Source organism: Rhizobium sp. LjRoot254 (genome assembly GCF_964254105.1).
Taxonomy (GTDB): Bacteria; Pseudomonadota; Alphaproteobacteria; order Rhizobiales; family Rhizobiaceae; genus Rhizobium_E.
Genome location: NZ_CAXUSM020000001.1, coordinates 4,189,052 through 4,214,585, shown reverse-complemented (window position 1 = coordinate 4,214,585; position 25,534 = coordinate 4,189,052). Strand labels below are relative to the sequence as shown.

Below are 25,534 nucleotides of genomic sequence, written 5' to 3'. Positions count from 1 at the left end.
GCCAGCGAGTGTCGCGCAACTTGGTTAAGGAGCGGTCAACGACTGGCCGGATTTGGGACGTGGGACACACGGAATGACAGTGAAGACGAGGCCGACGGTCTATATCACCCGCAAGCTGCCCGACATCGTCGAGACGCGGATGCGAGAACTGTTCGACGCCGAGCTCAATATCGACGACCGGCCGCGCGGCCGCGAGGAATTGCTCGCCGCGGTTCGCCGCTGTGACGTGCTGGTGCCGACCGTGACCGATCGCATCGACGCTGGTCTGATCGAGGAGGCCGGCCCCCGGCTCAAGCTGATCGCCAGCTTCTCCAACGGCATCGATCATGTCGATGTCGAGGCGGCCGCCAAGAAGGGCATCACCGTCACCAATACGCCCGGCGTGCTGACAGAAGACACCGCCGACATGGCGATGGCGCTGATCCTCTCCGTGCCGCGCCGGCTTGCGGAAGGCGCCCGGATTCTGACCGATTCCAAGGGCGATTGGGAAGGTTGGTCGCCGACCTGGATGCTCGGCCACCGCATCTGGGGCAAGCGGCTCGGAATCGTCGGCATGGGCCGTATCGGCACGGCCGTCGCCCGCCGCGCCAAGGCGTTTGGGCTCGGCATTCATTACCACAACCGCAATCGTGTCAGCGCCGCCACCGAAACCGCGCTGGAAGCCACCTACTGGGACAGCCTCGACCAGATGCTCGCCCGCGTCGATATCGTCTCGGTCAACTGCCCATCGACCCCGGCCACCTACCATCTTCTATCGGCGCGGCGCCTGGCGTTGATGCAGCCCACCAGTTACATCGTCAATACCTCGCGCGGCGGCGTCATCGACGAGACCGCCCTGATCAAATGCATCCGCGAGGGCAAGATCGCCGGCGCCGGTCTCGATGTTTTCGAGAACGAGCCGCTCGTCAGCCCGAAACTCCTCAAGCTCGCCCACGAGAACAAGGTCGTGCTGCTGCCGCACATGTCGTCCTCGACCATCGAAGGCCGCATCGACATGGGCGACAAGGTGATTATCAATATCCGTACCTATTTCGACGGCCACCGTCCGCCGGATCGCGTGCTGCCAGGACGGGACTGAGCAGTTCGTCCAACGGAAAGCGCACTGGCGCTAAGCTAAAGACAGCACCATTTCGGCGATATATTTCAGAAGAGTCATATCTACTGAATCATACGGCCGTGCATCTGGTATAGCCATCATTGTTCCTGTATAGGTTGCCGCGCTTGTCCTGCATCGCCTTGCGATTCCGGGATTTGCGGGAGGGCGGCCGACGCGGTCGGGACAATCGTCACGGTGCCCATGAAATATTCGACGGCAGGTTTCAGCGCAGCATTCGCGGCCGTTTGGCACGCCAATCTGCGACGGCGTCCTGCTGGCCGGAACATTCATGAGCGGCCTTTACCTGAATTTATAATGACAACGATTTTCGGGAGATTTCAGCATGGCCATCAAAATCAAGGGCTTCCACGATGAAAGCCAAATCATTACCGACTCCGACAGCGAGATCGAGCTCGACAAGAAGGCGTTCGTTCACTACGGCGGCGAAATCGATCTGAGCGACCTCGTTCCCGAGGAAGGGGAAGAGGCGCCCACGAGCTTCAGCCTGCTGTTCGGCTACGGCATCGCTGAAGATATCGCGACCACGCCCGATATCTCGGGCAACAGCTACAAGATCGACGGCAAGGTCACCGGCCTTTTTGGTGCCATGGCGACCTTCGGAGACGACACTACGATCAAGATCGGCAAGACGGCCGACCTGAACGGCGGCCTCGGCATTGGCATCACCAGCCTTTCGGAAGCCGCTGCACTGAGTGGCCTGACGTTTGGCACGGTTTTCGTCGGCGGCGAAAGCAGCAAGGTAACGATCGCCAATGGTGCGGAGATCAATGGCCTGTTCGGTGTCACCGTCGCCGGTCTGGGTTCTTCCGCGACCAATGGTGGCGACATCGATACCGGCATCGTCGGTATGATGTCCGGCAGCCTCAATCTTGGAGGGCTTGTGCCCGCCTTCGGCGCTGCGATGGTGGCAGCACCTCTGGCCGCCGCCACCACCACGAAGCTCACCAACAATGGCAGCATCGAATCGCTGGTCGGTATCGCTGGTTTCCAGACTGACAACCAGGTGCTCAAGAACGGCAAGAACGGCAAGAACGGTGAAATCGAGGGCCTCGTCGGCATTATCGGCGGCACCATTCCCACCGGCGAGGAACCAGTCGAATTCGGCACGCTCAAGCTTCAGAACGACGGCACAATCATTGCCGCCGTCGGCATGCTCGGCCTGATGTCCCCCGGCATGACGCTGATCAACGCGAAGGGCGCGGAGATCATTTCCGGCGTCATCGGCATGGGCGCCTTCTCGATGGACGGCATGTCTTCGACCATCACCAATGCAGGAACGATCAGGGTAACCCTCTCGCTGGTCCTTCCCGAGGAAATGGCGGCTCTCCTGCCGATTTCGTCTGCGGCGATCTTCGGTTTCGCCGGCGCGGAAACCGTCAATAACAGCGGCAAAGTCTATGGCGACGTCTTCCTCGGTGCGGGCGACGACGTGATGACGAACACCGCCGGGCTGATCAAGGGCAACGTCGTTCTTGGCGACGGCAACGACACGTTCGACCATGTCGGCGGCAAGCTCATCGGCAAGATTTTCGGCGGCATGGGCGATGACACGCTGATAGCAGGCAAGGCGACGGACAAGCTCGTCGAAAGTGCGGATTATGTCGATGTGGACAATGGGGACGCTGTCGTCTCCTTTGGCATCGACACCGTCAAGTCCGCTTTCACCTACACGCTCACGGACAATGTCGAAAACCTCGTCCTCACCGGCGGCAACGACATCGATGGCACCGGCAACGATCTCGCAAACACACTCACCGGCAACAAGGGCGACAACGTGCTGACCGGCGGCGCGGGCATCGACACCTTTGTGTTCGGCAACAACGGTGGCACGGACACGATCGCCGATTTCGTCGTCGGCACTGACAAGATCGACCTGACGAACTGGGCGGCAATCACCGACTTCGCCACTCTGCTGGAGAACGCGACGGATGTCGACGGCAGCGTCCGGATCAAGGTCGGTGACGACATCCTGATCATTGACGGCGTTCTGGAAGCGTCGTTGGTCGATACCGACTTCACCTTCGCCGTCTGACGCTTTTGTATCATCGGCCCTCCCCGCCTGGCGGGGAGGGCTCAATGCAAGAGGCTCTAAAGCATCGACAGCCCGGCGATGACTGCGGCCCAGATCAGGACCGAGACCGCAAAGGCATTGATCCAGTTGCTTGCGCCTGACATTTCGTGCGTATCCATCTCCGTTCCTCCCGGAATGCAGCACCGATAATGCATCTACGGGAGCAGGGGCGGAGAAGTTTCAGAGACGCTCTAAAATATGAAATCGGCCCCGTCCACGTCCCCCGGCGCCACATTCTTCAGTATCAGCCCATCGCCGCCCTTGGCGACGATCCACATGTCGTTGCCGTGCTTCTCGAGATGGTTGTCCTGCAAATCGTTGAAATTCCTGACATCTTTCAGACGGGACAGATCGATCAGGTCGGTGCCATCTATGAAGTCTTGAACGACATCCTGGCCGAAGCCCGTGCGGAGAACGAAGGTATCGATGCCGAGATCGCCGAACAGCGTGTCCCGGCCCTTGCCTCCGATAACGATGTCGTCGTTCAGCCCGCCGTTGATGGATTCGTTGCCCTTGCCGCCGAAGATGTAGTCGTTGCCCGCTCCCCCGAGAATGGCACCCCTGACGCTTCCCTTGTCGCCGTCGAACACGTCGTCGCCCGCGCCAAGCTCGACATCACCGATCATCTTGCCCCTGTTGATAATCACCTCGCCGGTCGCATTGCCCCTGAACGCGCCGCTGCCGCCTTTGATCGTGCCATGGTTTTCAAGGCTGGCGGTCTCCGTATCCACCATGTTGGCGAAGTCGACGCCATACCATTGCAGCGATTGGATCGTGCCGTGGTTTTCGACCTGCGACCCATCGCCGCCAGTGCCGACATAAAAGCCTATCGCGACGCCCGCGCCCTCGCTGGAAATCGCGGATATCTTGCCGCCGGCCCGGTTGACGATGATGGAATCAGCGCCTTCCGCGTACACGCCGTTGTTGAATCTGTAGTTGACGTTCGCATCGTCGTAGTCGTTTGCCGAAATCGTGCGTTCATTGACGAGGCTGTCGCCTGCAGACCCCGCCAGTCCAATGAAAACGCCGCTCGCACCCTCGATGGTACCGGCGTTCAACATGTCATTGCCGCCCTCGGCAAAAAGCACCCCGATGGCGCTCGAAGCGACAATCTTTCCATGGTTCGTCAGCGTCGAGCTTCCGCCGGTAAGCCACACTGTGACGCCTCCTGCGCTCTGGAGCGTCGAAGTCACGCTTGCCGAAGCTCCGAGATATACCTCGTTGTTGCCGCCGTGGAGTCCGATGGCGAAGGTGGTGGAACGGACAAATCCATCGACAAACAGATACTGGTTGCCGAAGTTTCCATATATTGCATAATTGTCCGTCGATTCCACCGTCACCGGCGAAAACACGTGATAGCTGTCTCCGGCGCTCGCAAATTGGAAACGAATTCCCGTGCCGATGGAATTCGTGGTCTGGTTTGTGTTCGTCATGATCAATTCCCCCGAAGAGTTCATCTCATTTTGCGTGACTGCGCGGCGGCAAGGACGATGAAAACAAAGCATACGCCGATTTTACCTGCGTGAAGACCTGACGATTCCATTTGGGCGAGCAGGATAATCAACCGGAGCCGTTCTATTCCCGCCTTCTATACTTCACAACGTCAAATCTTGCAGCCAGCGCATCATACATCATCAGCCGGCCTACCAGCGGTTCGCCGGCGCCAGTCAGCAGCTTGATCGCCTCCATCGCCATCAGCGTGCCGATCACGCCGGTCAGCGCGCCGACAATGCCGGTCTCGGCACAGACAGGCAGCATGCCCTCCGGCGGGGCTTCCGGAAAAAGATCGCGATATCCGGGATTGAGTCTTCCGTCCGGCCCCACCTCATAGGGTTTCAGAACGGTCACCGAGCCATCGAAGCGGCCGACCGCGCCGCTGACCAACGGAATGCGTGCCTTCTCCGCCGCATCGGCTGCAGCATAGCGGGTAGCGACATTGTCGGAGCCATCGATCAGCAGGTCATAGCCGAAGACCAGCCCGGAGGCGTTCTCCTCGCTGAACCGGATTTCGTGCCGGTCGATGACCACGTTGGGGTTGAGCTCGCGGATGCGGCCTGCGGCACTCCGCGTCTTCCTGTCGCCGACATTGTGCGTGCCGTGGATCATCTGCCGCTGCAGGTTGGAGAGCGTGACCGTGTCGTCGTCGACGATGCCGATCGTGCCGACGCCGGCGCCCGTGAGATATTCCAGCACCGGCGAGCCCAGTCCGCCGGCGCCGATCACCAGCACGGCGGCGTTCTTCAGTCTCTGCTGTCCCGCCCCGCCGATCTCCGGCAGCAATATATGCCGCCCGTATCGCTCGATTTCGGCTGGTGTAAGAGGGTCGGTCGTCATCCGGTTTCCATCCATAATAAGTCAGCGCCGACTTTAGCAGGTCGAATAGACTCGCTCCAGCAGACGTTTTCCAGGTACTGGCAACATCGGCCTCAAGTCTTGACCGGCAATTTTTAGCCTCTCATAGTGCCGATGTACCTCGGAGAGATCTGAATGATTCCAGCGCCGCGTGAGGATATCGTCGATCGCATTTACGAAGCGTCCGTCCTGCCGGGCTTCTGGCCCGACGTTCTCAGGGACTTTGCAGGTATCGCCGAAAGCCGCGAAGGCGTGATGGTTTCGGTGAAGGGCGACGAGCTCAAATGGCTGACTTCGTCCGCCACCGCCGACACTCTCGTTGAGGAGAACTACAAGCATGAAGGTGGCATGGAGCGCACACGGCGTCTGCTCGCGCGGTCGCATCCAGGCTTCCTGACGGATCTCGATGTCTTCACGGAAGAAGAGATTCTCAAGACCCCCGTCTATGCGGATTACCTCATTCCGAATGGCTTTGGCCGCGGCACCGCGACGGTCATCCGTCTGCCCGAGATGCAGAACATCATCTTCCATGCCGAAGGCGATCACAAGCAGGGCCCGTACAGCACTGAAACAATCATCCGCCTGGATGGCTTGCGTCCGCATCTTGCCCGCTCGGCCATGCTGTCGGCCCGCCTCTCTTTCGAGCGCGCGAGGACATCGGTGGAAACGCTTGCGGGGCTCGGCTTCGCCGCCTGCGCCGTGCGGCAGAACGGCTCCGTCCTGGTCGGCAACGCCCAGTTCGAACGCGACGAATCTTTCTGGACGACGCGGCTCTCAGACCGGATCGCCCTCCATGATCGCAACGGCGACCGGCAACTGGCCGATTCGCTCGCCATGATCCTGTCCGATACCGGCGTGCGCTCCATCCCGCTCAGGCCGCAGGGCGAGAACATGCCCGGCGTGCTGCATATCGTGCCGGTCCGTCGTGCAGCCCACGACCTGTTCAACCAGGCTGCTGCGATCCTCGTCCTGACCCAGGCGAGCCGTGCGCCGACCACCCACACGCCGCTGCTCCAGGCGCTGTTCGACCTCACCGCCACCGAGGCCGATCTCGCCGCCCGCATCGGCTCGGGTCAGACCGTCGAGCAGATCGCGCTCCTGGGTGCCAAGGGCGTGGAGACAGTCCGCTCCCAGCTGAAAAGCGTGCTCGCCAAGACCGGCTGCCATCGCCAGGCCGATCTCGCCCGCCTGCTCGGCCAGCTCGTGCCGGCAGGAATGTAGAAACCTCGTTCCATCTTGCGCATTCCTGCGCCAAAATCTTCCTCGCCCTCGTGCCGCCGTCATGTTATTTTAAGTGGTCGTGGTGGAGGAGGCTTGATGCTCTATCTGTTCGAGATGCAGGATATCGGCATGTTCAAGCCGGACGATCTCGAGGCCCTGCGCAAGGCCTTCGAACAGCTGAGCATTGAATATGAGTTGAAGGACGACGATGCGCAGGCACGTTTCCTGGCTCGCTCTCTCATCCAGCTTTATCGCCACGGCGTCCGCGATCCGGAAAACCTCGTCTCGGCCCTCAGCGGCCGCGCTGCCTGAAGCGAAAACAACCACTTCCCACTTAACTTTTCGCCCTGATGCTATAGTTTGTCGCCAGCGGCTTTGCCGTCCGTCTTGCATGGGGCATTCAGAATGGCAGAAATCAACAAGTCTCCCGCCTTCTGGCGGTCGTTTCCCATCTTCGAGGAATTTTCCAAGGAGCTGGTCGCGGAAGTCGCGACGCTGGCCCAGTGGCGCAAGTGGCCGTCCGGCACCGTCATCTTCCAGCGGGGCGACGATGGCAATTACATGATCCTGGTGACCGAAGGACGCATCAAGCTGTCGCTCATCACCTCGCAGGGCAAGGAACTGTCGCTCCGGCATCTGGAACCCGGCACGCTGCTCGGCGAAATGGCGGTGCTCGACGGCGAGCCCCGTTCGGCCGATGCCACGGCGTCCATCCTGACCGAAGGCTATGTGATCGGCAAGTCCGAATTCATGAACCTCATCACCCGCAACCCGGATGCCGCCGAAGCCGTCATGCGCTATCTCTGCAAGCGGCTGAGGGAGACAACCGATCAGCTCGAGACCATCGCGCTTTACGATCTCGACAGCCGCGTGGCACGCTTCTTCCTCGCCACGCTGCGCCACATTCACGGCGACGAACTGCCCGACGAGGCGAGCCTGCACATCGCGCTCAGCCAGACCGAAATCGCCGGCATTCTTGGCGCCAGCCGGCCGAAGGTCAACCGTTCGATCCTTTCCCTCGAAGAACAGGGCGCCATCACCCGTAAAGGCAATGTGATCGATTGCAACATAAGACGGCTCACCCATCTGGCGGAGCCCGACGAAGACTAGGGGAACAGCATTGAAGCAGGGACAGCTTCCAGATCGTGTACGTGGATTGGTGGATGGGCAAGCGGCTTGCTCCCTCTTCTCCCCTTGGGGAGAAGGTGGCCCGAAGGGTCGGATGAGGGGTTGCGCGAAGCGCAGAGCAAGCGGCCGAGAACCCCTCATCGCCTCGCATGCGCTCGGCACTTCTCCCCAAGGGGAGAAGAGGGCGCCTGCCGCGAGCGACGGCGTTCCATATGCGATAGCCCTTGAAAGGCAGATGTCGCGAAGCGACAGAGGGGGGTGGCTTCCTCGCCGTCAGCACGCGGCGCAAATCCCCCTGCCAACCCCAGTACAAATGTGTAAACAGGCAGCATGAGCTTCCGCATCAGGCCATTTCACGTCGGCATATTGGCAAGCATCGCGGCCGCGCTGCTTGTTATCCTCATGCCCGACGATTGGCTCGAAGGCGGACGCGAGCTCTATTTCGATCGCCTGACCCAGATTGTGTCGGTGCCGGCGTCCCCGGCCATCGTCGTCATCGATATCGACCGCAAGTCCTATGCAGCCGTTCCCGACCAGAAGTGGCAGCGCGCCAACACCGCCGAACTGATCGAGAAGATCGCCGCCGACAATCCTTCGGTGATCGCCTTCGATCTCGTCTTTTCCACCGATTGCAATCCGGAGGACGCGACCAACATCAAACTCGCGGCCGCCATGGGCAAGGCGCCGGCGCTGCTCGGCTTCCTGCTCTCCGATGTCGAGGGCCAGTCGCCCCGACCGCTGCCGCCGCTGGCGATCGCCAAGTCGCTGACAGTGCCGGATTTCTGGTTCCTGCCCGGGGCCGAGGCCTCATGCCCGGTCTTCCAGCAGAAGGCCGCCTCATCAGGCGCATCCTTCCTGATCGGCGACGAGGATTCCCGCGTCCGCCGTATCCAGGCCTTCTCGATCGTCGGCTCCGAACCCTATCCGGCGCTGGGCCTCGAGGCAGTGCGCCGTTATTACGACGTCAAGACGCCGCTGCTCGGCGGCACGCCGCCCTGGCTCAAGCTCGGCAAGGAGATCTTCAGCCTCGCCGAGGATGGCTCGATGCGCTTCGTCGCCAGCCGCCCGGGAGAGATCGACAGCCGCACCTATTCAGCCATCGATGTCCTGACGTCGAACGTGCCCTCGCGGGTGTTCGAGGAGAAGATCGTCTTCATCGGCTCGTCCCTGCCCAATCTCGGCGGACTCAGGGAAAGTGCCGGGGCCCAGCTTGTCGCCTCGACCCAGATCCATGCGGACCTCGCCAATTCGATCCTCACCAATTTCGTGCCGCTGCGCGATGAGGGCTTCATCACGCTCGAAGCGGGCTATACGCTGCTTGCCGGCCTGATCATCGCGCTGATGACCGTCCGCTTCCGGCCCTGGGTCATCTTCACCACAGGGATCTGCGTCATCCTCGTCACCATCGCCGCGTCCTATGTTATCTATACCCGCACCGGCTGGCTCACCGATGGTTTCACGGTGTCCTTCATGCTGGCCGTGGTCCTCATCGTCGCCGCCTTCTCGCAATTCGCCGAAACGCGGCGTATCGAAAAAGTCGCCCGCCAGCGCTTCTCGCAATATCTGCCAAGCGCCGTCGTCAACCGCTATCTCGATACGCTCGGCACCCACCAGGTGGTCGGCGAGGAGCGGCAGGTCACGGCACTCTTCACCGATATCGAGGGCTTCTCGACGCTCGCCGGCCGGGTCAAGCCGCAGGCGCTGGTCGCGCTGCTCAATGTCTATTTCGCCGAGGTCAACAAGCTGGTCGCCGATCACGGCGGCATGGTCGACAAGGTCGTGGGCGACGCCGTGCATGCCTTCTTCAACGCGCCGGAAGATCTCCACGACCATGTCAACAAGGCGATCGATTGCGCGCTGGCGATCTCGCGGCTCACGGAAGAGATGCGTGCCCGGCCCGATTTCAAGGCCCAGGATTTCGGCCGCACCCGGCTCGGCATCGAAACCGGCATCGCCGTGCTCGGCGAGGTCGGCATGGCGGGCAAACTCGACTATACCGCCCACGGCAATTCGATCAATCTCGCCGCCCGGCTTCAGGACGCCAACAAGTTCCTCGGCACCACGATCTGCGTCGGCCCCGCCGCCAACATGGAAAGCCGCCGCAAACTCCGCCCGCTCGGCGAGCACGAAATCCGCGGCTTCGGCTCGATGGAACTCTTCACGCCGGACGATTACGTCCAGAAAACATGAAATCGGATTTTTGCGAACTCGGCTCGGTAGGACAGTAACACCACGCTTCCTAAGCAGGTGTGGAGCGTGAGGACTTCACCGCATCCAATCCCGAGTCTCCAGGTCGCGTGCATCGAGGCTGCTTTCAGCTTCCGATACGCCGCGCCCGTCAAGAAAGCCCATGTCGCGCTGGAGATGGGATGTGAATTCACCAATATTCACATAACGAGGTCTCGACCGGGCCGTGGAGACCTTGGACAAACGGCCCAACATGGCGCCGGCGAGCTTGAGGATCGACGATGATTTTGGCGAGACGGCGATCATATTCATCGGAACAGTCCTTTTCGAATGCTGTTGAGTGAGGGTAGTATCCGCGCTTCATCGCCTTGTTTCCAATCGAAGATCCGACATCAATCATAAGGGGGCTTTATCGATCGATGGCCTGGCAGCTACCACCGCTTCCCGCTATCCGCGTCTTCGAGGCCGCCGCCCGGTGGCGCAACTTCACGCGCGCGGCGGAAGAACTGGGCATGACCCAGGCCGCCGTCAGCTACCAGATCAAGCTCTTGGAAGAGCGGGTCGGTGCCCCGCTGTTCACCAGGAAAGCACGTCAGGTGGTGTTGACGGAAACCGGGGCCGCGCTCGCCGCCCAGGCGACGCAGGCCTTCTCGCTTTTGTCGGAGGCGTACCAGTCTGCCAGGGGAGGCGCCGCCGGTCACCTGTCCATCTCCACCATGCAGACCTTTGCATCGAACTGGATGTCGGAGCGCCTGGGCCTGTTCCAGCAGGCGCATCCCGAAATCATCGTGACGCTCGACACGTCGAGCCGCCTGGTCGATTTCACCAAGGAGGATCTCGACATCGGCATTCGGATCGGCGCCGGTGAATGGCCCGGGCTGACATCGCACTTCCTGTTCAAGGGCGACTACACCCCCATGCTCAGCCCCCGGCTGGCCGAAAGTGTCGGTGGCATCAGGCAGCCCGCCGATCTCTACAAGGTCCCGTTGCTCGGCCACACCGATCCTTGGTGGGTCAACTGGTTCAAGGCTGCAGGCAGCGAATTCAGGCCGGACCTCGTCCGGCCGGGTCCGACCCTGGGCGCCCAGTTCTACGAAGCGGTATCGGCCATCGCCGGCCAGGGCGCCGCCATCCTCACCAGCAATCTCTATCAATCCCACATCGCCGACGGCCGCCTGATCCAGCCCTTCAAAACCATGGGCACGGACGACCACAGCTACTGGCTCGTCTACGCGACCAGCCGCCGGAACATGCCGAAGATCAAGCTGTTCAAGGACTGGATGCTGGAGCAGACGAAGGGGTTGAGGGTGGAGGGGTGAGTGGTGCTTGAATAGGCGGGCGTTCGGTCTAAAGCGTGTCGCAGCTATTGGGAGCCATTCTGCCGGAGCAGGTTTTCGTCAGGAGCAAGGCGGCGGGCGAGCGTCGTACCCGTAGGTACGGCCGAGACCCGACGCCGCAGGTCATGGCGGAAAGATGCCCGGCCCTTCGGGTTGGCTGAAGCGGGCCGCCTCTTTGATCGGCCGGCTTGGCCGTATGCTTTGGCTACGACGCGCGCCGGCCGGTCAAACATACGACTCCGCTTGAGCCAACAGAATGGCTCCCAATAGCTGCGACATGCTTTAGGCCCCGCGGCCCGACGCGACTGCACGGTCGCGTCCCTCTTCCTTGGCCTTGTAAAGGGCATGGTCGGCCGCATTGGCGAGCTCGGACCAACTCGCCCCGTGTTCGGGATAAGCAGCTACGCCAAGCGACATGGTAATGGTGCCAAGTGTGCGGCCCCGATGCGTCACGTGAAGCTGCTTTACCGCAACGCGCAGAGCCTCCGCGCGTTCGATGCCCTCCTGCAGGGAGGCTCCCGGCATAACTACGGCAAACTCTTCGCCGCCATAACGTGACACGACGTCGGCTTCCCTGGCGTTGTCGAGCATCGTCGCCGCCACTTGCTTGAGTACCAGATCGCCCGCTTCGTGGCCGAACGTATCGTTGAACTGCTTGAAGTGATCGACGTCGAGCATGATCATGACCAGCGGCAGATGGGACCGCTCCATGCGCCTGAGTTCGCGGCTGCTCGTTTCCTCGAGGTAACGGCGATTGAAGAGCCCGGTGTTGGGGTCGCGGATCGACTGCTGCCGAAGCGTCTCGCGCAGGCGAAGGTTTGCCAGCGCCAGAGCGAGCGTGTCGACGATGCCGCGCAGGATCTGCCGCCGCTCGTCCAGCCACCGGGGTTTCTCGGCTGCGTTGGGCTCGCACAGGTGCAGGATGCCCAGCGTTTCGCCCTGCGCGGCGAGCGGCATGCAGACATAGCCGTAATTGCCGTTTTCCGTGATGTGAGCGCAGCGCGGGGAGAGGATCTCCGGCCCGGAGATATGCTCCTGTCCACGCCGCAGCGCCCAGCAATCCTCCGGCGCGAACTGCGCGACGCTCGAACGGACGGTGCCCCAATGCGCCACCTCGTCGACCAGGTTGCGCGATGCGCTCGTCAGGTGGACGGTGCCGCTGAGACCGCCGACGAAGTCGGCCATCGCCGATCCGACCACCGAGAATGCCTCGGGGAAGGTGACGCAAGCCTGGAGAAGCTCTCCCAGCTTGACAAGACGGGAGGTCGTTTCGGATTTCTCCTGTAGTTCGCGGTTGACGTTTGCCAGCTCATTGGCCCGCTCGCTGACCACCCTTTCGGCGCGGCGTAGCTCACTGATGTCGCTCAAGGTCAGCACGACGCCTCCCTGGCTGCTGCTTAGGGGGCCGCAGCTCGCAATGGTAGGCATCGCGGTGCCGTCCGGCCGCAACAGGCGCAATTCGGCCTGATGCTGGCGCCCGGTCGTCAGCGCCAGTTCGACCAGGGATGCGGCGCGAACTGGCCCGCCATTCTTGGGTTGCTCCATGGTGATCACGGAACGCCAGTCCTGGCCCGCGATCCGGTCGGCCCGCAGACCGAGTATCGCCGCCGCCGCCGGATTGGCCGAAACGACCCTTCCGTCACCATCCATGACGACGATGCCCTCCGCCGCGGCCTGAACAATGTCCTCGACGTAAGATTTCTGCACCAGCAGCTCGCCGCGCGATGTTTCGAGCTCCGCCGCCATGGCGTTGAAGCCCTTCGCCAGTTCGCCGAACTCGTCGCCGGAAGCGTTCGTGATGCGCGTGCCGGCCTGGCCCTCGGCCAGCGACTTCATTCCCGCGGTGAGACTAGATAGCCCGGAATTGAAATGGCGCAGGAGTATAGATAGCAGACCGACCGCGGCCAACATGGCCGCCGCAGCGAACGCGCCTAAGATCCACTGCATCGCGCTCGCGCTCTTCTGCACCGCCGCCAGCACGGGCGCGTATTCGAGCAGCACTGCGCCGACAACCGTGCCAGCTGGATACTCCACGGGGACGACAATCAGCTCATGCTGTCTTTCGGCATGGTGATTATCTTCGACGAAATGGCGCGGAGCGCCGTCCTCCATCGTCAGGGCGACCTCGTTGCCTGCGTCCTCGTCGAACGGCTGGCCGACGACCCGCTCTTCGTCCGAACTGTCGGCCAGAATGATCTTCTTGCGGTCGACGACGATGAAATCGCGGTTCGAACTCTGCTGATGATGCTTCACGAATTCGCGCAGCGCCTCGGGCCGGTCGAACAGCGAACTCTGGCCGTCGGACGGCCTGAAGGCGATCGTTTGCGCGAATTGCCGGGAGACGTTGGTCGCCTCCGTCACTGCGTGCGCCTCGGCTAGGCGCTGTTGCGTCAAGACGGCGGCCGCGCCAACCAACCCGATCAGGGCCGTGGCGCCGAGCACGGAAACGATGATCTGATTTTTGATGCGCACAGTTTGCGTCCAGACATGTGACGGCAGTTTACAGGCGAAAGACGACCAGAATCTCAATCTTTGTCCATTATTGTTAAGACGTCGTTAACAGAGATAACCCGCTTTCGGCCAGCAATCCGGATTGGAAGGAAAGTCCGGTATTGTGGAGCGTGCGACAGAAAGCTGTCGTTCCTCCGCTATATCTGCTTTGAAGGGTGAGAGGACGCACATCAAGCGGAGCCGCACGGATGCGCGAAACCATACGAGGTCTGATGTAGAAAAGTTCCAACGTAGACGGGGGCGATCCTTCTCTGCCGCCCCCCCATTGCACACATTCGATATATAACAATCGCAACAAGCCATTAACCGCCACCAATGATGCCTTGCCCGGGCGCTTTTCGCGACGTTCTTGACAGGATCACGGACTACGCCGGCATGTCGGCGGCTTGACGCCTCAGTCGAGCTGGATGCCGCTGCTTTTGACGATCGGAGCCCATTTGGCGAGTTCGGCCTTGACATGCTCGGACAACTGTTCCGGCGTCGAGCCGACGATCGTCGCACTAAACTCACCCATGCGCTCGACCACTTCAGGGTCCTGCAGCGCTTTCGCGGCGGCCTGCTGAAGAGTCGAAATAACCTCCGGCGGCGTACCTGCCGGTGCGAACAGGGCGTTCCAGCTGTAGGTTTCATAACCAGGAACCGTCTCCGCAATGGCGGGAACATCGGGGAACGATGCGACACGCTCCTTCGTCGTTACGCCCAGGGCTCTCAGGCTTCCGCTCTTGATATGCCCTGATGACGACGGAAGATTATCGAACATCATGGGGACCTGATTGCCGAGCAGATCGGTGAGCGCAGGTCCCGACCCCTTGTAGGGAACGTGCTCCACGGTCACGCCTGTCATCGTCTTGAACAGCTCGCCGGAGAGATGGAGCGGCGTTCCGTTGCCCGAGGACGCATAGACGTATTTGTCAGGATTCTTCTTAAGCAGTGCGATCAGCTCATTGATGTCCTTGGCGGGGAACTGAGGGTTCACTACCAGCACATTCGGCACGATGACAAGCAGCGATACAGGTGCGAAATCCTTCTGGGGATCATAGGGCTTGGTTTTCAGAATCAGCGGGTTGAGGGCATGCGTCGCGACGGTTCCCATCAGAATGGTATAACCGTCAGGCTCTGCCCGCGCGACTTGCGTTGCGCCGATATTGCCGCCGGCACCTCCGACATTCTCCACGATGATTTGTTGGTCAAGAAGGTTCGACATCTTGTCGGCCACAAGCCGCGCGACCAGATCCGTCGAGCCACCTGCCGCGAAGGGTACGACCATTTTGATGGTGCGCTCGGGGAAACTAGCGGCCCAGCTTGCCGAGGCCGATACGAACAACGCCATCAGCGCAGCAAAGCCGAATATCTGCTTTCGAAAATTCATCCTTGTCCTCCTCCAAATATGAGCCTGTGGCGCACGACCAATGCACTTTGCCAGCATTACTTATAAGCCTGCGAAACGCCAGCAGTGCAACTTGGTTTCCCTGATCGGCGATCTCGTCCTAGGTCCTGACAAAGTCGGATGCGGTTAGCCCGACCGTCACCGCGTCACTCTTAAACGGTCCTGAAGGCTGTTGGAACGCTTTTGGCGGAGCTCCCCGTTCCTCGGCATCCGGATGAGTTGAGGCGAACGTGTGGGCAATGTCGCCTTTGGGCCGCAAGCAGCCAAGTGATCACGGCAGCAATGGATCATCAACTGCCGGGCCAGCATTCTTCGTGGCGTTTCGCCGCTTCGTCTATAGGCATCTCAGGAATGAAGGAAGCGGCCGCCATAACACCCCTCAATGCGCCTCGTCCCAATTCCTCGCTGCCCGCGCATCCACCGCCAGCGGCACGGCCATATCGACCGCCGGCATCGCCGCGTGTTCCATCACCTGCCGGATCACCGGGATCGCGCCTTCGGCTTCCGCCTCGGTCGATTCGAAGATCAGTTCGTCATGCACCTGCAGCAGCATGCGGGCGTTGACCTTGGCTTTAGTGAGCGCCGGCTCCATCTTGATCATCGCGCGGCGGATGATGTCGGCGGCCGAGCCCTGGATCGGGGCGTTGATCGAGGCGCGCTCGTTGAATGCCCGGACCGAGGGGTTAGACGAACGGATCTCCGGATAGTGGATGCGCCGGCCGAAGATCGTCTCGACATAGCCGAGATCGCGCGCCTTGGCCTTGGAACCGTCCATATAGTCCTTGATGCCGGGAAACCGCTCGAAATACTTCCTGATGTAATCGCCGGCTTCCGAACGCTCGATCGACAGCTGGTTGGCCAGCCCGAAGGCCGAGATGCCGTAGATGATGCCGAAATTGATCGCCTTGGCGCGCCTGCGCACATCCGACGGCATGCCCTCGACCGGCACGCCGAACATCTCGGATGCCGTCATCGCGTGGATGTCGATCCCATCGGCGAAGGCCTGCTTCAATTGCGGAATATCGGCGAAATGCGCCAATACGCGTAGCTCGATCTGGCTGTAGTCGGCCGAGATCAGCACATGCCCCGGCTCGGCGATGAAGGCGGTGCGGATCTTGCGCCCCTCGGCTGTCCTGACCGGAATGTTCTGCAGGTTCGGCTCGGACGAGGCGAGCCGCCCCGTCGTCGTCGCCGCCATCGCATAGCTCGTATGCACCCGCTTGGTGTCGGCATGGATATAGCCCGGCAGCGAGTCGGTATAGGTGCTCTTGAGCTTGGTCAGCTGCCGCCAGTCGACGATTTTTCTCGGCAGTTCATGACCCGCCGCCGCCAGATCCTCCAGCACCTGGGCCGAGGTCGACCACTGCCCGGTCTTGGTCTTGCCGCCGCCGGAATCGAAACCCATCCTGCCGAAAAGAATATCGCCGAGCTGCTTGGGCGAACCGATATTGAACCGCTCGCCCGCCAGCTGGTAGACCTCCTCCTCGTAGCGCGCCGCCGATTGCGCGAGCTCGCCCGAGAGCCGCGACAGAACCTGCCGGTCGACTGAGATGCCGCGCTCCTCCATCCGCGCGATGACGGGTACCAGCGGCCGCTCCAAACGTTCGTAAACGCTGACCAATCCCTTGGCTGATACCTGCGGCTTCAGCACCAGCCACAACCGCATCGTGATGTCGGAATCCTCGGCTGCGTAAGCCGTGGCTTTCTGAATATCCACAAGATCGAAGGTCACCGAACTCTTGCCCGATCCGGTCACATCCTTGTAGGCGATCGGCTTGTGGCCCAGCCAGCGCTCGGAGAGCGTATCCATGCCGTGATTGGTGTTGACGCCGCCATCGATCACATAGCTCATCAGCATCGTGTCGTCGAAAGGCGCGACGACGATGCCGTGGCGCTTCATCACCAGCCAGTCGTACTTGATGTTCTGGCCGACCTTGAGCACGGCGGGGTCTTCCATCAGCGGCTTGATCAGCGCCAAGGCCTCGCGCACCGGTATCTGCCCCTCGGCAATCCCGCCGCCCAGCAGGTCGCCATGGCCCGACTTATGCCCCACCGGCACGTAACAGGCGGAAATCTTTTGGCCCGCCGGGTTCTCGGTATTATCAGCGATCGCCAGCGAGAACCCTGCAAGCTCCGCCTGCATCGGATCGAGCGAATTGGTCTCCGTGTCGAAGGCCACCACGCCCGTCTCGCGCGCGGCAGCAATCCAGCGCTCCAGCGCGGCGACGTCGCGCACCGTCTCGTAGGTTGAATGGTCGATCTTGGCGGTTGCGAAATGCTCGCGCCGGGCCTTGGCCAGTGCCGCCACCGCATAGCCGCCGGCTTTCCCTTCCGGCTCGGTCGGCGGGGCAGAACCCTTGGGCGCCACGACACCCTCCGGCAGCGGAATGCCCTTGCCTTCACCCGGATCGAGATCCGGCCCGCGCGCCGCGCCGTCCCACACGACGGGCACATTGGCCGCGTCGATCGCATTGGCATCGACATCGCAGGCCTCGGCCACGCGCCGTGTCAGCGTGGTGAATTCCATCGCCTTGAGGAACCCGATCAGCTTCGGCCCGTCCTGCTTTTCGAGCGCCAGATCGGCGAGCGGCATGGTCACCGGCGTGTCAAGCCTCAGCGTCACCAGCAGCTTGGAAATCTTCACCAGTTCGCGCGCGGCCATGATGTTCTCGCGCCGCTTCTCCTGCTTGATCTCGTGGGCGCGTTCCATCAGCGCGTCGAGACTGCCGTATTCGAGCAGGAGGCTCGCGGCCGTCTTCGGCCCGATGCCGGGAATGCCGGGCACGTTATCGGTGCTGTCGCCGGTCAGCGCCTGCAGGTCGATCATCATTTCGGGCGGCACGCCCCATTTCTCGATCACTTCGGGTATCGAGATCTGCTTGTCCTTCATGCCGTCATACATGTGGACGCGTTCGGTCACCAACTGCATCAGGTCCTTGTCCGACGAGATGATGGTGGCCTCCGCGCCCGTGGCTTCGGCCTGGCGCGCATAGGTGGCGATGATGTCGTCGGCCTCGTATCCCTCGAGCTCGATGCAGGGCAGGTTGAACGCCCGCGTCGCCTCGCGGATCAGCCCGAATTGCGGGATCAGCTCCTCCGGCGGCGCCGAACGGTTGGCCTTGTATTCCGGGTAGATTTCCTTGCGGAAAGTGGTCGAGGAATAGTCGAAAATGACGGCAAAATGCGTCGGCGTCACGCCCACATCGGTGTTGCGCGCATCCACCAGCAGTTTCCACAGCATGTTGCAGAACCCGGCAACCGCGCCCACCGGCAGCTTGTCGGATTTGCGTGTCAGCGCCGGCAGCGCATGGAACGCCCGGAAAATATAGCCCGAGCCATCGACGAGGAAGAGATGATCACCTTTTTGCATGGCGCTTTGTTAGCATGAGGAGAAGCGGAGTCAAAGATTGCGGCGTGGTGGAAGAGCGCTCGGCCGGACTTATTTTCGGCGACCCCAGCGGCAAATTCCGGCGCCCGGCCACTGACATCGCGGCTGGCGGAGCCGCAGGCAAGTCAAGGACCGATGCACCGGATTTTGCAGCGCTTCCTGGCGGGAAGGAGCGCTATCGTTAAATGCATAACGGGGCGCCTTGTGGCGCAACATAATCAAACAAATAGAGAGGCTCTACGAGGCGCCCCGTCCGAAATCTCCTTCAAGCCACGGACCGAAACCGGCCGCGTGACCGTAAAGCCATGTCCATTTTCCAGCGATCAATTCAAGAGGCCCGATATGAAGCATCCCGTCAGCGAAAAGACTTTCCACAGTTGGGCGCCCGCCGTGCTGCGCCATTTGGCAGTCGCCGAACTTTCCCACGACGGTTGCCCGGTGCGCCAATGCCGGCGCAATGGCTGGTGCACCGGTCCGCTCGTCCTGGACGGTCCCGACAGTGCCGGCTTGGCGCCGCCGGAAAAAACAAATATTCGTGCCGGCGAAGTGCTGGTGCCGGTCTGCTTTTATTCCCTGCCGGAAGAGAGCCAACAGCGTGTGTCGGAACTTTACGTCGCCAATATCGAAGCGCTACGGGCCGATCCGGATGCGCGCATCGTGGAGCCCGCGCGCACCATCTGCGCCCGCAGATGGAAGAAGATTCGTTAGGCTGGCGCGCGCCCACGCAAAAACCGCTGCCATCCGCCGATCTTTGTGCTAATGCCGCGCCCGACGAAGAATTCGAGGACATGACATGCCACATGAATCGCAGACCGAACTGGTGGCCGAAATCGCCGGCCTGCTCGCCGAATACCACAAGCGGAAATCCGCCTTCACGCGGTTCGGCCTCCGGGGCGGCGTCGCGCTCAACCGCGATCCGGCCGGCTGCATCATCATGACGAGCGCCACCCAGAACGACGAGACCTACCAGGTCCGCGATCCCGCGCTGCGCAAGGGCCAGGCCTCCGAGAAGGACGCCTTCTTCGCCGGCATCGAGAAATTCGCCGCCAACGGCGCCTTCCTCGCCTGGAACGGCAAGCGCCCGCCCGGCAAGTTCGACACCGTGCGCGACATGAGCGAGAGCTTCGCCCACCCCACCATGACCATCGAGATGGCTTATCAGCGCCGTGGCGAGACAGATGAGCACCGCCTCAACATGTTCTTCATCGGCTTCGCCGACGAGGCCGCCGCAGCAGAATATGCCGAGAGGAAGTCGGCGCTGGTCAAGTGATCAGCGCAAGCCTTCGATGTATTTCGCGTTGAACCTGACATAGCCGTCTTCCGTCACCTTGAGATGGTTCTCGACGATCTCATGGAATTCCGGCAGCCGGTGAAACGGCACGCTCGGATAGGAATGGTGCTCGGCGTGATAGGGCATGTTCCACGCCAGCCTGCGCACCACCCAATTGGTCGCCGTCGTCCGGGTGTTTTCCAGCATGTTGGCGACAAAGGGACACCGCCCGTGCTCCGCCAGCAGGTAGAGCCTGAGGAACGGCTGGCCGAGGAGTGCGGGGATGATCCACACCCACAGCAGCACATCGGTCCGGAGCCAGATCGAGCCCGCGATCAGCACCGCATAAAGCGCCAGGATCGCAATCGCCTCGCGCCGCACCTTCGCCTCGCCCTTACCAGGAATATACGACGCCTTGCCACCACCGAACGCGTTCACCACCATGCCCTTGACCTGCCCCCACCACACCGGCAGGCCCGAGACATGGACGATATATTGCGCCATCGTTTCCGGCTTGGGGCCAGCCAGTTCCGGATCGTTTTCGGGATCCTGCGTGTAGCGATGGTGCGCGAAATGGAAATAGCGGAACCAGTCGGCTCCGAGGCTCAGCATGAAGCCGGACACCCGTGCGACCCAGTCGTTCAGCCATTCACTCTTGAACGGTGTCCGGTGCACCGCCTCGTGCAGCAGCGTGAACAGGAAGACGATCAGGATGCCCTGCGGCAGCATCAACGCCCACCAGAACGGCACGCGTATCGCGATCAGCACACCCAAGAGCACGATCAGCCCCCAGTGCACGACGAGATGGCCGAGCCCCGCAGCATCGGATTTTTCCGTCAGCCGGTCACGCTGTTCCGGCGTCAGCGAGGCAATGATGTCGCGATGGTCCATGGTGAAATTCCTGCTTATGTCTAAGCATAAAAGCAGATTCCCAAATCGCAAAGTCCGTTCTTGACTCATCGTGCGGAATAGAACAAAATAGGAACATATTCCATCGCTGAGACGGATATCCGTCAGCATTCCACAGTATCAAGGAGACCTCTCGTGACAGCACAAGGGGATGGACAACTGCGCCTTTTCGCCGAGCCGACGCCTCTCCAGCCGGAGGACGAGGTCGCCCAGGCGCTCGCCTGGCACGGTGGCGACCCGATCGCCACCATCGCGACGCTGATCGAGGACTGCGCCTTCCTGCGCCAGGAGCTTGCGGCGGCCGAACACCTGCTGAGCAAGGGCTTTGGAAGGGGCTGGGTGCCGAAGATGGAAAGGATGGTCAGTGCACCGCCACGATGAAGAGCCGGGGAAACCGGAACAGAACCTTGCCATCGGCCGTCCTGGGGTAAGCCCTTTCCAACCGCGCGGAATAGGCCTTCAGGAAGCCGTCGCGGTGCTCGGGTCCGGCATGATCGAGATAGGTCCTGAGGCCCGAGCCCTTGACCCATTCGACGATCGCGGCGGCGTCAGTGAGAGGATGATTGTAGATCGTGTGCCAGATCTCGACGCGCGATGCCTTAGGCGCAAGGCGATCGTAATAAACCGACGGCGCCGGCAGCGGCGCCCGGCGGATGGATTGCCCCTCGAAGAGCGGCGCCCATGGCCCGTCATGCGCGGTCTCCTCCATCGCGCGATGGCTCGGCTCGTCCAGATTGTCGGGCATCTGCACCGCCAGCACGCCGCCTTTCGCCAGCCCGTCCATCAACCGCTCGAAAATATCGAGATGGTTGGGCAGCCACTGGAACACGGCATTGGCGAAGAGCAGGTTCTGCGGCCGGTCCGGTTGCCAGGTCGCGAGGTCGGCCTTGTGGAACGTCGTATAGGGCAGCCTCTTGGCCGCAGCGGCCAGCATGTCGTCGTCGCTGTCGAGGCCGGAGATCGCGTCGGGACCGAAGCGCTCGACCAGAAGCTCGGTGGAATTACCCGGCCCGCAGCCGAGGTCGATGCCGCGCGAGACATGTTCGAGCGGCACCTGTGCCAGCAGGTCGCGCGGCGGCCGCGTGCGCTCGTCCTCGAATTTCACATATTGTTGCGCCGACCACACCATGCCGAACCTCCCTACGCTTCGGCCCAACCTAATTCAGAAACGGCCGGGCGAGAAGAGCGCGGGATCGAGCGACACTTGCGAAAAACTCTCCGGGACAGTGCTTTCGCAAAGCATCGAAGCGGCAAGCGCGCCGAGCGCGGGCGAACTGAGGATGCCGTAGCCGCCCTGTCCGGCGAGCCAGAAGAAGCGGGGATTGTCGGGCGCTGCTCCGATCACCGGCAGGCGGTCGGGGGCAAAGCTGCGCATGCCGGCCCAGCTTTTCGGCACGCGATCGACCTTGATCGTCGTGGCTTCTTCGAAATGATGCACCGCCCAGGCGATGTCGATTTCCTCGGGCTGCACGTCGGCCGGTTCGCACGGCGTCTCGTCGGCGGGCGAGACGAGCAGGCGCCCGGCATCGGGCTTGAAGTAGAACGCCTCGTCCAATTCGTTGATCTCGGGCATGGCGCTCAGGTCCATGCCGGGAACGTCGATGAGCACGGCGGTGCGCCGGTGCGGCACGATGCCCTTTGGCAGGACACCCGCGATTGCCGCGACCCCGTCGGCCCAGCCGCCGGAAGCATTGACCAGCATACGGGCCGCGAGCGGACCGCCGGCGGTTTCGATCCGCCAGTGCCGGCCATCGTCGCGGATATCGCGCACGCTGGCGCCGGTCCGGATCTCTGTGCCTGCCCGCCGTGCGCCTTTCACATAGCCCTGGAACAGGCTTTCGACCTCGATGTCCCAGAATTCCGGATCGCAAAAAGCCGCGGCAACATAGGCCGGATCGAGAAAAGGCACCTGCTCGATAGCCTCGTCCGGCGTCATCAGCGTCAGCGGCGCGTGGGGCGCCTCCGCCTCCAACCGGGCGCGGAGGCGTCCGGCCTTCTCGGCATTGGCAATGGTGATACCGCCGCGCTGGCGGAGCAGGGGCACAGCGGAAAAGTTATCGGGGGGCGTATCGAAGAACGGCTGCGAAATCGCCGCCAGCTTGCAGACTTCCTCGCTGTTGTAGCGCAACACGAATTCCGCGGCCGAACGGCCGGTGGCGTGATAGCCCAGCGCGTCTTCCCGCTCCAGCACGACCACCGAACGCGTCCCTGCGAGAAAATAGGCAAGCGACAGGCCGGCAATGCCGCCGCCGATGATTGCGATGTCGTAAGTCTGCATGGCGCTCTCCCCAGACGAGAGCTACAGGCAGACGCGACCGCGTTCAAATTTATAGCGAGAAAGGCCGACATAAACCAAATTGATGCTCACCTAGGCATGAACGAGCGGCTCCAGTCCCTGCATATGGGCGAGGAATGCACGCTCTGCCGGGTTCAGCATGGCGGCGGGATTGGTGATGACGAAGACATCCTGCGCCGGCAAATTGTCATAGGGCGGCAGTTGCCAGAGGTCGCCCGCAATCACCATCGGTTCGGTGAGATGGGTGGGCAGCATGCCGATGCCGACATTGGCCGCGATCAGCCGCATGACCTCCTCGACATGCGAGGAGACGGCGCGCACTTCCTGCCCGAACGAACCCATGGCGCGCACGGCCGTGATGGCATTCATGTGCTGGCCGCCCAGTACATCGGCGGTGAAGGCGACGTAATAGTCGCCGCGCAGGTCGTTGAGCGCGGCATCCCTGACGCCGAACAACCGATGACCTCGGCCGCAATACAGCGCATAGAGCTCGCGCTTGTAGAGCAGCTTGTCGAGCCCGGGCGGAATGATGCCGTCGCACAGGCCGATGCTGGCAAGGCCGCGCTCGATGGCGCTGATGACATCGGCGGTGGTCTCGATGGTAACGCTCATCGTGACCTTGGGGTGGCTGTCGAAGAAGGAGGCGAGGCGGGCGTCCCATCCGGGATGATGGACATGGCTGACCGAATGGATGCTGACATGGCCGGAAATATCGGTGCCGGCACTTTCGAGCGCATCCGGCAGGCGCACCACGGCGGCGAAGATCTCACGCGCCTGGCGGTGCAGCCGCTCCCCGGCTTCGGTCACCTCGAAGCGGCCGGGGCGGCGGTCGATCAGGCGGTGGCCGGCTGTCTGTTCGAGCCGTTTGAGTGCCATGGAGACGGCCGGCTGCTGCAGCAGCAGACGATTGGCGGCTGCCGTGATCGAGCCTTCCTCGACCACCACGACGAAGGTGCGGAGCAGGTTCCAGTCGAGATTATGTGCGAAGCGCTCAAGCCGGCTTTCGGCCATTTCATCGATCTCCCCATGAATAGCCGCATCATTCAGGTTGATAGCGACTATTTCAACTATCTATTTCATTTATGCCGGGCCGGCGCATAGATTGATCGCAAGATGCCGCAAAGGCATCAGCAACAGGGGAATTGTCATGAAGAAAATCCTGCTCGCGGCGGCATTCGCCGCCTTATCCGCATTTTCCGCCCAGGCGGCCGAGAAGCTGGTGATCGGCACCGAAGGCGCCTATCCGCCGTTCAATTTCATCGACGCTTCCGGCAAGGTCGGCGGCTTCGACATCGATATCGGCATGGCGCTCTGCGCCGAAATGAAGGTCGAATGCACCGTCGTGACGCAGGATTGGGACGGCATCATCCCGGCGCTGCAAGCCAAGAAGTTCGACTTCATGATCGCCTCGATGTTCATCACGCCGGAGCGCGCCGAAAAGGTGGCCTTCACCAAGCCCTACTTCAAGGCGCCGATGACCCACATCGCGCCGAAGGGATCAGGCATCACCGACTTCACCAATGAAGGCATGAAGGGCAAGACGATCGGCGCGCAATCCGGCACGACCCAGGCGGAATTTGCAACAGCGACCTACCCGGATGCGGATATCAAGCTTTATCCGACCCAGGACGAGGTCAATCTCGACATGGTCAATGGCCGGCTCGATCTCGCTACCGGCGACATGCTGCCGCTGATGGCCTGGCTGAAAAGCGACGATGGCAAGTGCTGCGAACTGATCGGCAAGCCGATCACCGATGAGAAATGGATCGGCAAGGGTGCCGGCATTGCGGTCCGGCTCGAGGACAAGGAACTGGTCGCGAAGCTGAATGCGGCGATCGACGCCATCCGCGCCGATGGAACCTATCAGAAGATCAACGCGAAATACTTCCCGATCGATATTTATGACATGAAGTGATCGGGGCGAAACGCCGCTTGCGAAAACATTGGCGGCGGGCTTGAATGCCGGCTCATGTCGATCCGGCTTTCGATTGTGCTGGATTGACCCCAGTGTCATCGAAGGGGTCGCTGAAGAATGCAGCTCGAAGCGATTAGAGTCCGGGCGGAAGTTGCCATGCTCACTGCGGAGCAGGATGGACGCTCTCAGCCACTGGTCGGTGGAATTCAATACCGCCCGAACCACAACTTCTGGCCAGATGACCAGGAACGGGAAGAGTTTGCGATTGGTCTCGTGGCCGTGCCGGTCGGACCTGATCTCACCTCAGGCGATGCTTTCGAAGCCTCGATAGAGTTTCATGTTTGGCCAGAATTGCGGCCTGAAATCAGGTCTGGTCGTACCTGGCGCATTCAGGAGGCGCAAAAAGTGGTTGGTTACGGGAAGATATTGCAAGTTCTCCCGTAAC

Annotated in this window: 22 protein-coding genes; 12 read left to right on the top strand and 10 right to left on the bottom strand. The window is 61.7% G+C overall.

The features are described 5' to 3' along the window. Positions 1–73: 73 nt before the first annotated feature. Together ACSQ26_RS20730 and ACSQ26_RS20725 are read left to right on the top strand one after the other, a co-directional pair. On the top strand, positions 74–1,078 hold the full coding sequence (locus tag ACSQ26_RS20730; protein WP_436012204.1) for a 2-hydroxyacid dehydrogenase: 1,005 nt from the start codon (positions 74–76) through the stop codon (positions 1,076–1,078). A 361-nt stretch (positions 1,079–1,439) separates the two neighbouring features. Beyond that, the gene (locus ACSQ26_RS20725; protein WP_436012203.1) at positions 1,440–3,149 is read left to right on the top strand and encodes a hypothetical protein; all 1,710 of its coding nucleotides are present in this window, start codon (positions 1,440–1,442) and stop codon (positions 3,147–3,149) included. 230 nt (positions 3,150–3,379) lie between these two features. Here the strand turns inward: ACSQ26_RS20725 and ACSQ26_RS20720 are convergent, their stop codons facing one another. After that, on the bottom strand, positions 3,380–4,621 hold the full coding sequence (locus tag ACSQ26_RS20720) for a calcium-binding protein (RefSeq protein ID WP_436012201.1): 1,242 nt from the start codon (positions 4,619–4,621) through the stop codon (positions 3,380–3,382). Between the two features lie 142 nt (positions 4,622–4,763). Next, a complete protein-coding gene (gene moeB, locus ACSQ26_RS20715; protein ID WP_436012199.1) occupies positions 4,764–5,522 on the bottom strand; it encodes a molybdopterin-synthase adenylyltransferase MoeB in 759 nt (252 codons plus the stop codon). A 153-nt stretch (positions 5,523–5,675) separates the two neighbouring features. Here moeB and ACSQ26_RS20710 point away from each other — a divergent pair, with 153 nt between their 5' ends. From ACSQ26_RS20710 to ACSQ26_RS20695, 4 genes are all read left to right on the top strand, one after another. Next, on the top strand, positions 5,676–6,761 hold the full coding sequence (locus ACSQ26_RS20710) for a helix-turn-helix transcriptional regulator (protein WP_436012197.1): 1,086 nt from the start codon (positions 5,676–5,678) through the stop codon (positions 6,759–6,761). 96 nt (positions 6,762–6,857) lie between these two features. Then, positions 6,858–7,073 (top strand): hypothetical protein, encoded by a 216-nt coding sequence (locus ACSQ26_RS20705; RefSeq protein WP_436012195.1) that lies wholly within the window; start codon positions 6,858–6,860, stop codon positions 7,071–7,073. Between the two features lie 93 nt (positions 7,074–7,166). Continuing rightward, the gene (locus tag ACSQ26_RS20700; RefSeq protein ID WP_436012193.1) at positions 7,167–7,871 is read left to right on the top strand and encodes a Crp/Fnr family transcriptional regulator; all 705 of its coding nucleotides are present in this window, start codon (positions 7,167–7,169) and stop codon (positions 7,869–7,871) included. Positions 7,872–8,219: 348 nt separating this feature from the next. Then, positions 8,220–10,079 (top strand): CHASE2 domain-containing protein, encoded by a 1,860-nt coding sequence (locus ACSQ26_RS20695; RefSeq protein WP_436012191.1) that lies wholly within the window; start codon positions 8,220–8,222, stop codon positions 10,077–10,079. A gap of 75 nt (positions 10,080–10,154) precedes the next feature. Here the strand turns inward: ACSQ26_RS20695 and ACSQ26_RS20690 are convergent, their stop codons facing one another. Continuing rightward, a complete protein-coding gene (locus ACSQ26_RS20690; RefSeq protein ID WP_436012189.1) occupies positions 10,155–10,388 on the bottom strand; it encodes a hypothetical protein in 234 nt (77 codons plus the stop codon). 107 nt (positions 10,389–10,495) lie between these two features. Between ACSQ26_RS20690 and ACSQ26_RS20685 the strand changes: the two genes are divergently transcribed. Continuing rightward, positions 10,496–11,395: a LysR substrate-binding domain-containing protein gene (locus ACSQ26_RS20685; protein WP_436012187.1), complete on the top strand. Its 900-nt coding sequence runs from the start codon at positions 10,496–10,498 to the stop codon at positions 11,393–11,395. A 300-nt stretch (positions 11,396–11,695) separates the two neighbouring features. Here the strand turns inward: ACSQ26_RS20685 and ACSQ26_RS20680 are convergent, their stop codons facing one another. The 3 genes from ACSQ26_RS20680 to polA form a co-directional block, all read right to left on the bottom strand. Next, positions 11,696–13,885 (bottom strand): diguanylate cyclase, encoded by a 2,190-nt coding sequence (locus ACSQ26_RS20680; RefSeq protein ID WP_436012185.1) that lies wholly within the window; start codon positions 13,883–13,885, stop codon positions 11,696–11,698. A gap of 433 nt (positions 13,886–14,318) precedes the next feature. Further along, entirely contained in the window at positions 14,319–15,254 is a 936-nt protein-coding gene (locus ACSQ26_RS20675; protein WP_436015380.1) for a Bug family tripartite tricarboxylate transporter substrate binding protein, read from the bottom strand. Positions 15,255–15,690: 436 nt separating this feature from the next. Further along, positions 15,691–18,681 carry a DNA polymerase I gene (gene polA / locus ACSQ26_RS20670; protein ID WP_436012183.1) on the bottom strand — a complete coding sequence of 997 codons (2,991 nt, stop codon included), beginning with the start codon at positions 18,679–18,681 and terminating at the stop codon, positions 15,691–15,693. 360 nt (positions 18,682–19,041) lie between these two features. Here polA and ACSQ26_RS20665 point away from each other — a divergent pair, with 360 nt between their 5' ends. Together ACSQ26_RS20665 and ACSQ26_RS20660 are read left to right on the top strand one after the other, a co-directional pair. Continuing rightward, a complete protein-coding gene (locus ACSQ26_RS20665; RefSeq protein ID WP_436012181.1) occupies positions 19,042–19,407 on the top strand; it encodes a hypothetical protein in 366 nt (121 codons plus the stop codon). Between the two features lie 85 nt (positions 19,408–19,492). Further along, positions 19,493–19,969 carry a hypothetical protein gene (locus tag ACSQ26_RS20660; protein ID WP_436012179.1) on the top strand — a complete coding sequence of 159 codons (477 nt, stop codon included), beginning with the start codon at positions 19,493–19,495 and terminating at the stop codon, positions 19,967–19,969. On the opposite strand, the gene ACSQ26_RS20655 is transcribed toward ACSQ26_RS20660, so the two are convergent. Continuing rightward, positions 19,970–20,860 carry a fatty acid desaturase family protein gene (locus tag ACSQ26_RS20655; protein WP_436012177.1) on the bottom strand — a complete coding sequence of 297 codons (891 nt, stop codon included), beginning with the start codon at positions 20,858–20,860 and terminating at the stop codon, positions 19,970–19,972. It lies immediately after the preceding gene. A 153-nt stretch (positions 20,861–21,013) separates the two neighbouring features. Here ACSQ26_RS20655 and ACSQ26_RS20650 point away from each other — a divergent pair, with 153 nt between their 5' ends. Then, positions 21,014–21,259, top strand: a complete 246-nt coding sequence (locus tag ACSQ26_RS20650) for a hypothetical protein (RefSeq protein ID WP_436012175.1) — start codon at positions 21,014–21,016, stop codon at positions 21,257–21,259. Here ACSQ26_RS20650 and tam read toward each other — a convergent pair. The 3 genes from tam to ACSQ26_RS20635 form a co-directional block, all read right to left on the bottom strand. Next, positions 21,240–22,007, bottom strand: a complete 768-nt coding sequence (tam, locus tag ACSQ26_RS20645) for a trans-aconitate 2-methyltransferase (RefSeq protein ID WP_436012173.1) — start codon at positions 22,005–22,007, stop codon at positions 21,240–21,242. The genes ACSQ26_RS20650 and tam overlap by 20 nt on opposite strands. Positions 22,008–22,040: 33 nt before the next feature. Beyond that, on the bottom strand, positions 22,041–23,156 hold the full coding sequence (locus ACSQ26_RS20640) for an NAD(P)/FAD-dependent oxidoreductase (RefSeq protein ID WP_436012172.1): 1,116 nt from the start codon (positions 23,154–23,156) through the stop codon (positions 22,041–22,043). A gap of 90 nt (positions 23,157–23,246) precedes the next feature. Continuing rightward, complete coding sequence (locus ACSQ26_RS20635) at positions 23,247–24,185, bottom strand: LysR family transcriptional regulator (RefSeq protein WP_436012170.1); 939 nt, start codon at positions 24,183–24,185, stop codon at positions 23,247–23,249. A 136-nt stretch (positions 24,186–24,321) separates the two neighbouring features. On the opposite strand from ACSQ26_RS20635, the gene ACSQ26_RS20630 reads away from it, so the two are divergent. Both ACSQ26_RS20630 and ACSQ26_RS20625 read left to right on the top strand, forming a co-directional pair. Then, positions 24,322–25,089 (top strand): ABC transporter substrate-binding protein, encoded by a 768-nt coding sequence (locus ACSQ26_RS20630; RefSeq protein ID WP_436012168.1) that lies wholly within the window; start codon positions 24,322–24,324, stop codon positions 25,087–25,089. 117 nt (positions 25,090–25,206) lie between these two features. Then, positions 25,207–25,533, top strand: coding sequence for a hypothetical protein (locus ACSQ26_RS20625; protein ID WP_436012166.1), 327 nt, complete (start codon positions 25,207–25,209; stop codon positions 25,531–25,533). Position 25,534 lies beyond the last annotated feature (1 nt).

Excerpts from the sequence above, each read along its gene's own strand:
- ACSQ26_RS20730 (WP_436012204.1), top strand. The coding sequence starts at position 74 with ATGACAGTGAAGACGAGGCCGACGGTCTATATCACCCGCAAGCTGCCC.
- ACSQ26_RS20725 (WP_436012203.1), top strand. The coding sequence starts at position 1,440 with ATGGCCATCAAAATCAAGGGCTTCCACGATGAAAGCCAAATCATTACC.
- ACSQ26_RS20720 (WP_436012201.1), bottom strand. The coding sequence starts at position 4,621 with ATGACGAACACAAACCAGACCACGAATTCCATCGGCACGGGAATTCGT.
- moeB (WP_436012199.1), bottom strand. The coding sequence starts at position 5,522 with ATGACGACCGACCCTCTTACACCAGCCGAAATCGAGCGATACGGGCGG.
- ACSQ26_RS20710 (WP_436012197.1), top strand. The coding sequence starts at position 5,676 with ATGATTCCAGCGCCGCGTGAGGATATCGTCGATCGCATTTACGAAGCG.
- ACSQ26_RS20705 (WP_436012195.1), top strand. The coding sequence starts at position 6,858 with ATGCTCTATCTGTTCGAGATGCAGGATATCGGCATGTTCAAGCCGGAC.
- ACSQ26_RS20700 (WP_436012193.1), top strand. The coding sequence starts at position 7,167 with ATGGCAGAAATCAACAAGTCTCCCGCCTTCTGGCGGTCGTTTCCCATC.
- ACSQ26_RS20695 (WP_436012191.1), top strand. The coding sequence starts at position 8,220 with ATGAGCTTCCGCATCAGGCCATTTCACGTCGGCATATTGGCAAGCATC.
- ACSQ26_RS20690 (WP_436012189.1), bottom strand. The coding sequence starts at position 10,388 with ATGAATATGATCGCCGTCTCGCCAAAATCATCGTCGATCCTCAAGCTC.
- ACSQ26_RS20685 (WP_436012187.1), top strand. The coding sequence starts at position 10,496 with ATGGCCTGGCAGCTACCACCGCTTCCCGCTATCCGCGTCTTCGAGGCC.
- ACSQ26_RS20675 (WP_436015380.1), bottom strand. The coding sequence starts at position 15,254 with ATGGCGTTGTTCGTATCGGCCTCGGCAAGCTGGGCCGCTAGTTTCCCC.
- polA (WP_436012183.1), bottom strand. The coding sequence starts at position 18,681 with ATGCAAAAAGGTGATCATCTCTTCCTCGTCGATGGCTCGGGCTATATT.
- ACSQ26_RS20665 (WP_436012181.1), top strand. The coding sequence starts at position 19,042 with ATGAAGCATCCCGTCAGCGAAAAGACTTTCCACAGTTGGGCGCCCGCC.
- ACSQ26_RS20660 (WP_436012179.1), top strand. The coding sequence starts at position 19,493 with ATGCCACATGAATCGCAGACCGAACTGGTGGCCGAAATCGCCGGCCTG.
- ACSQ26_RS20655 (WP_436012177.1), bottom strand. The coding sequence starts at position 20,860 with ATGGACCATCGCGACATCATTGCCTCGCTGACGCCGGAACAGCGTGAC.
- tam (WP_436012173.1), bottom strand. The coding sequence starts at position 22,007 with ATGGTGTGGTCGGCGCAACAATATGTGAAATTCGAGGACGAGCGCACG.
- ACSQ26_RS20640 (WP_436012172.1), bottom strand. The coding sequence starts at position 23,156 with ATGCAGACTTACGACATCGCAATCATCGGCGGCGGCATTGCCGGCCTG.
- ACSQ26_RS20635 (WP_436012170.1), bottom strand. The coding sequence starts at position 24,185 with ATGGCCGAAAGCCGGCTTGAGCGCTTCGCACATAATCTCGACTGGAAC.
- ACSQ26_RS20630 (WP_436012168.1), top strand. The coding sequence starts at position 24,322 with ATGAAGAAAATCCTGCTCGCGGCGGCATTCGCCGCCTTATCCGCATTT.
- ACSQ26_RS20625 (WP_436012166.1), top strand. The coding sequence starts at position 25,207 with ATGCAGCTCGAAGCGATTAGAGTCCGGGCGGAAGTTGCCATGCTCACT.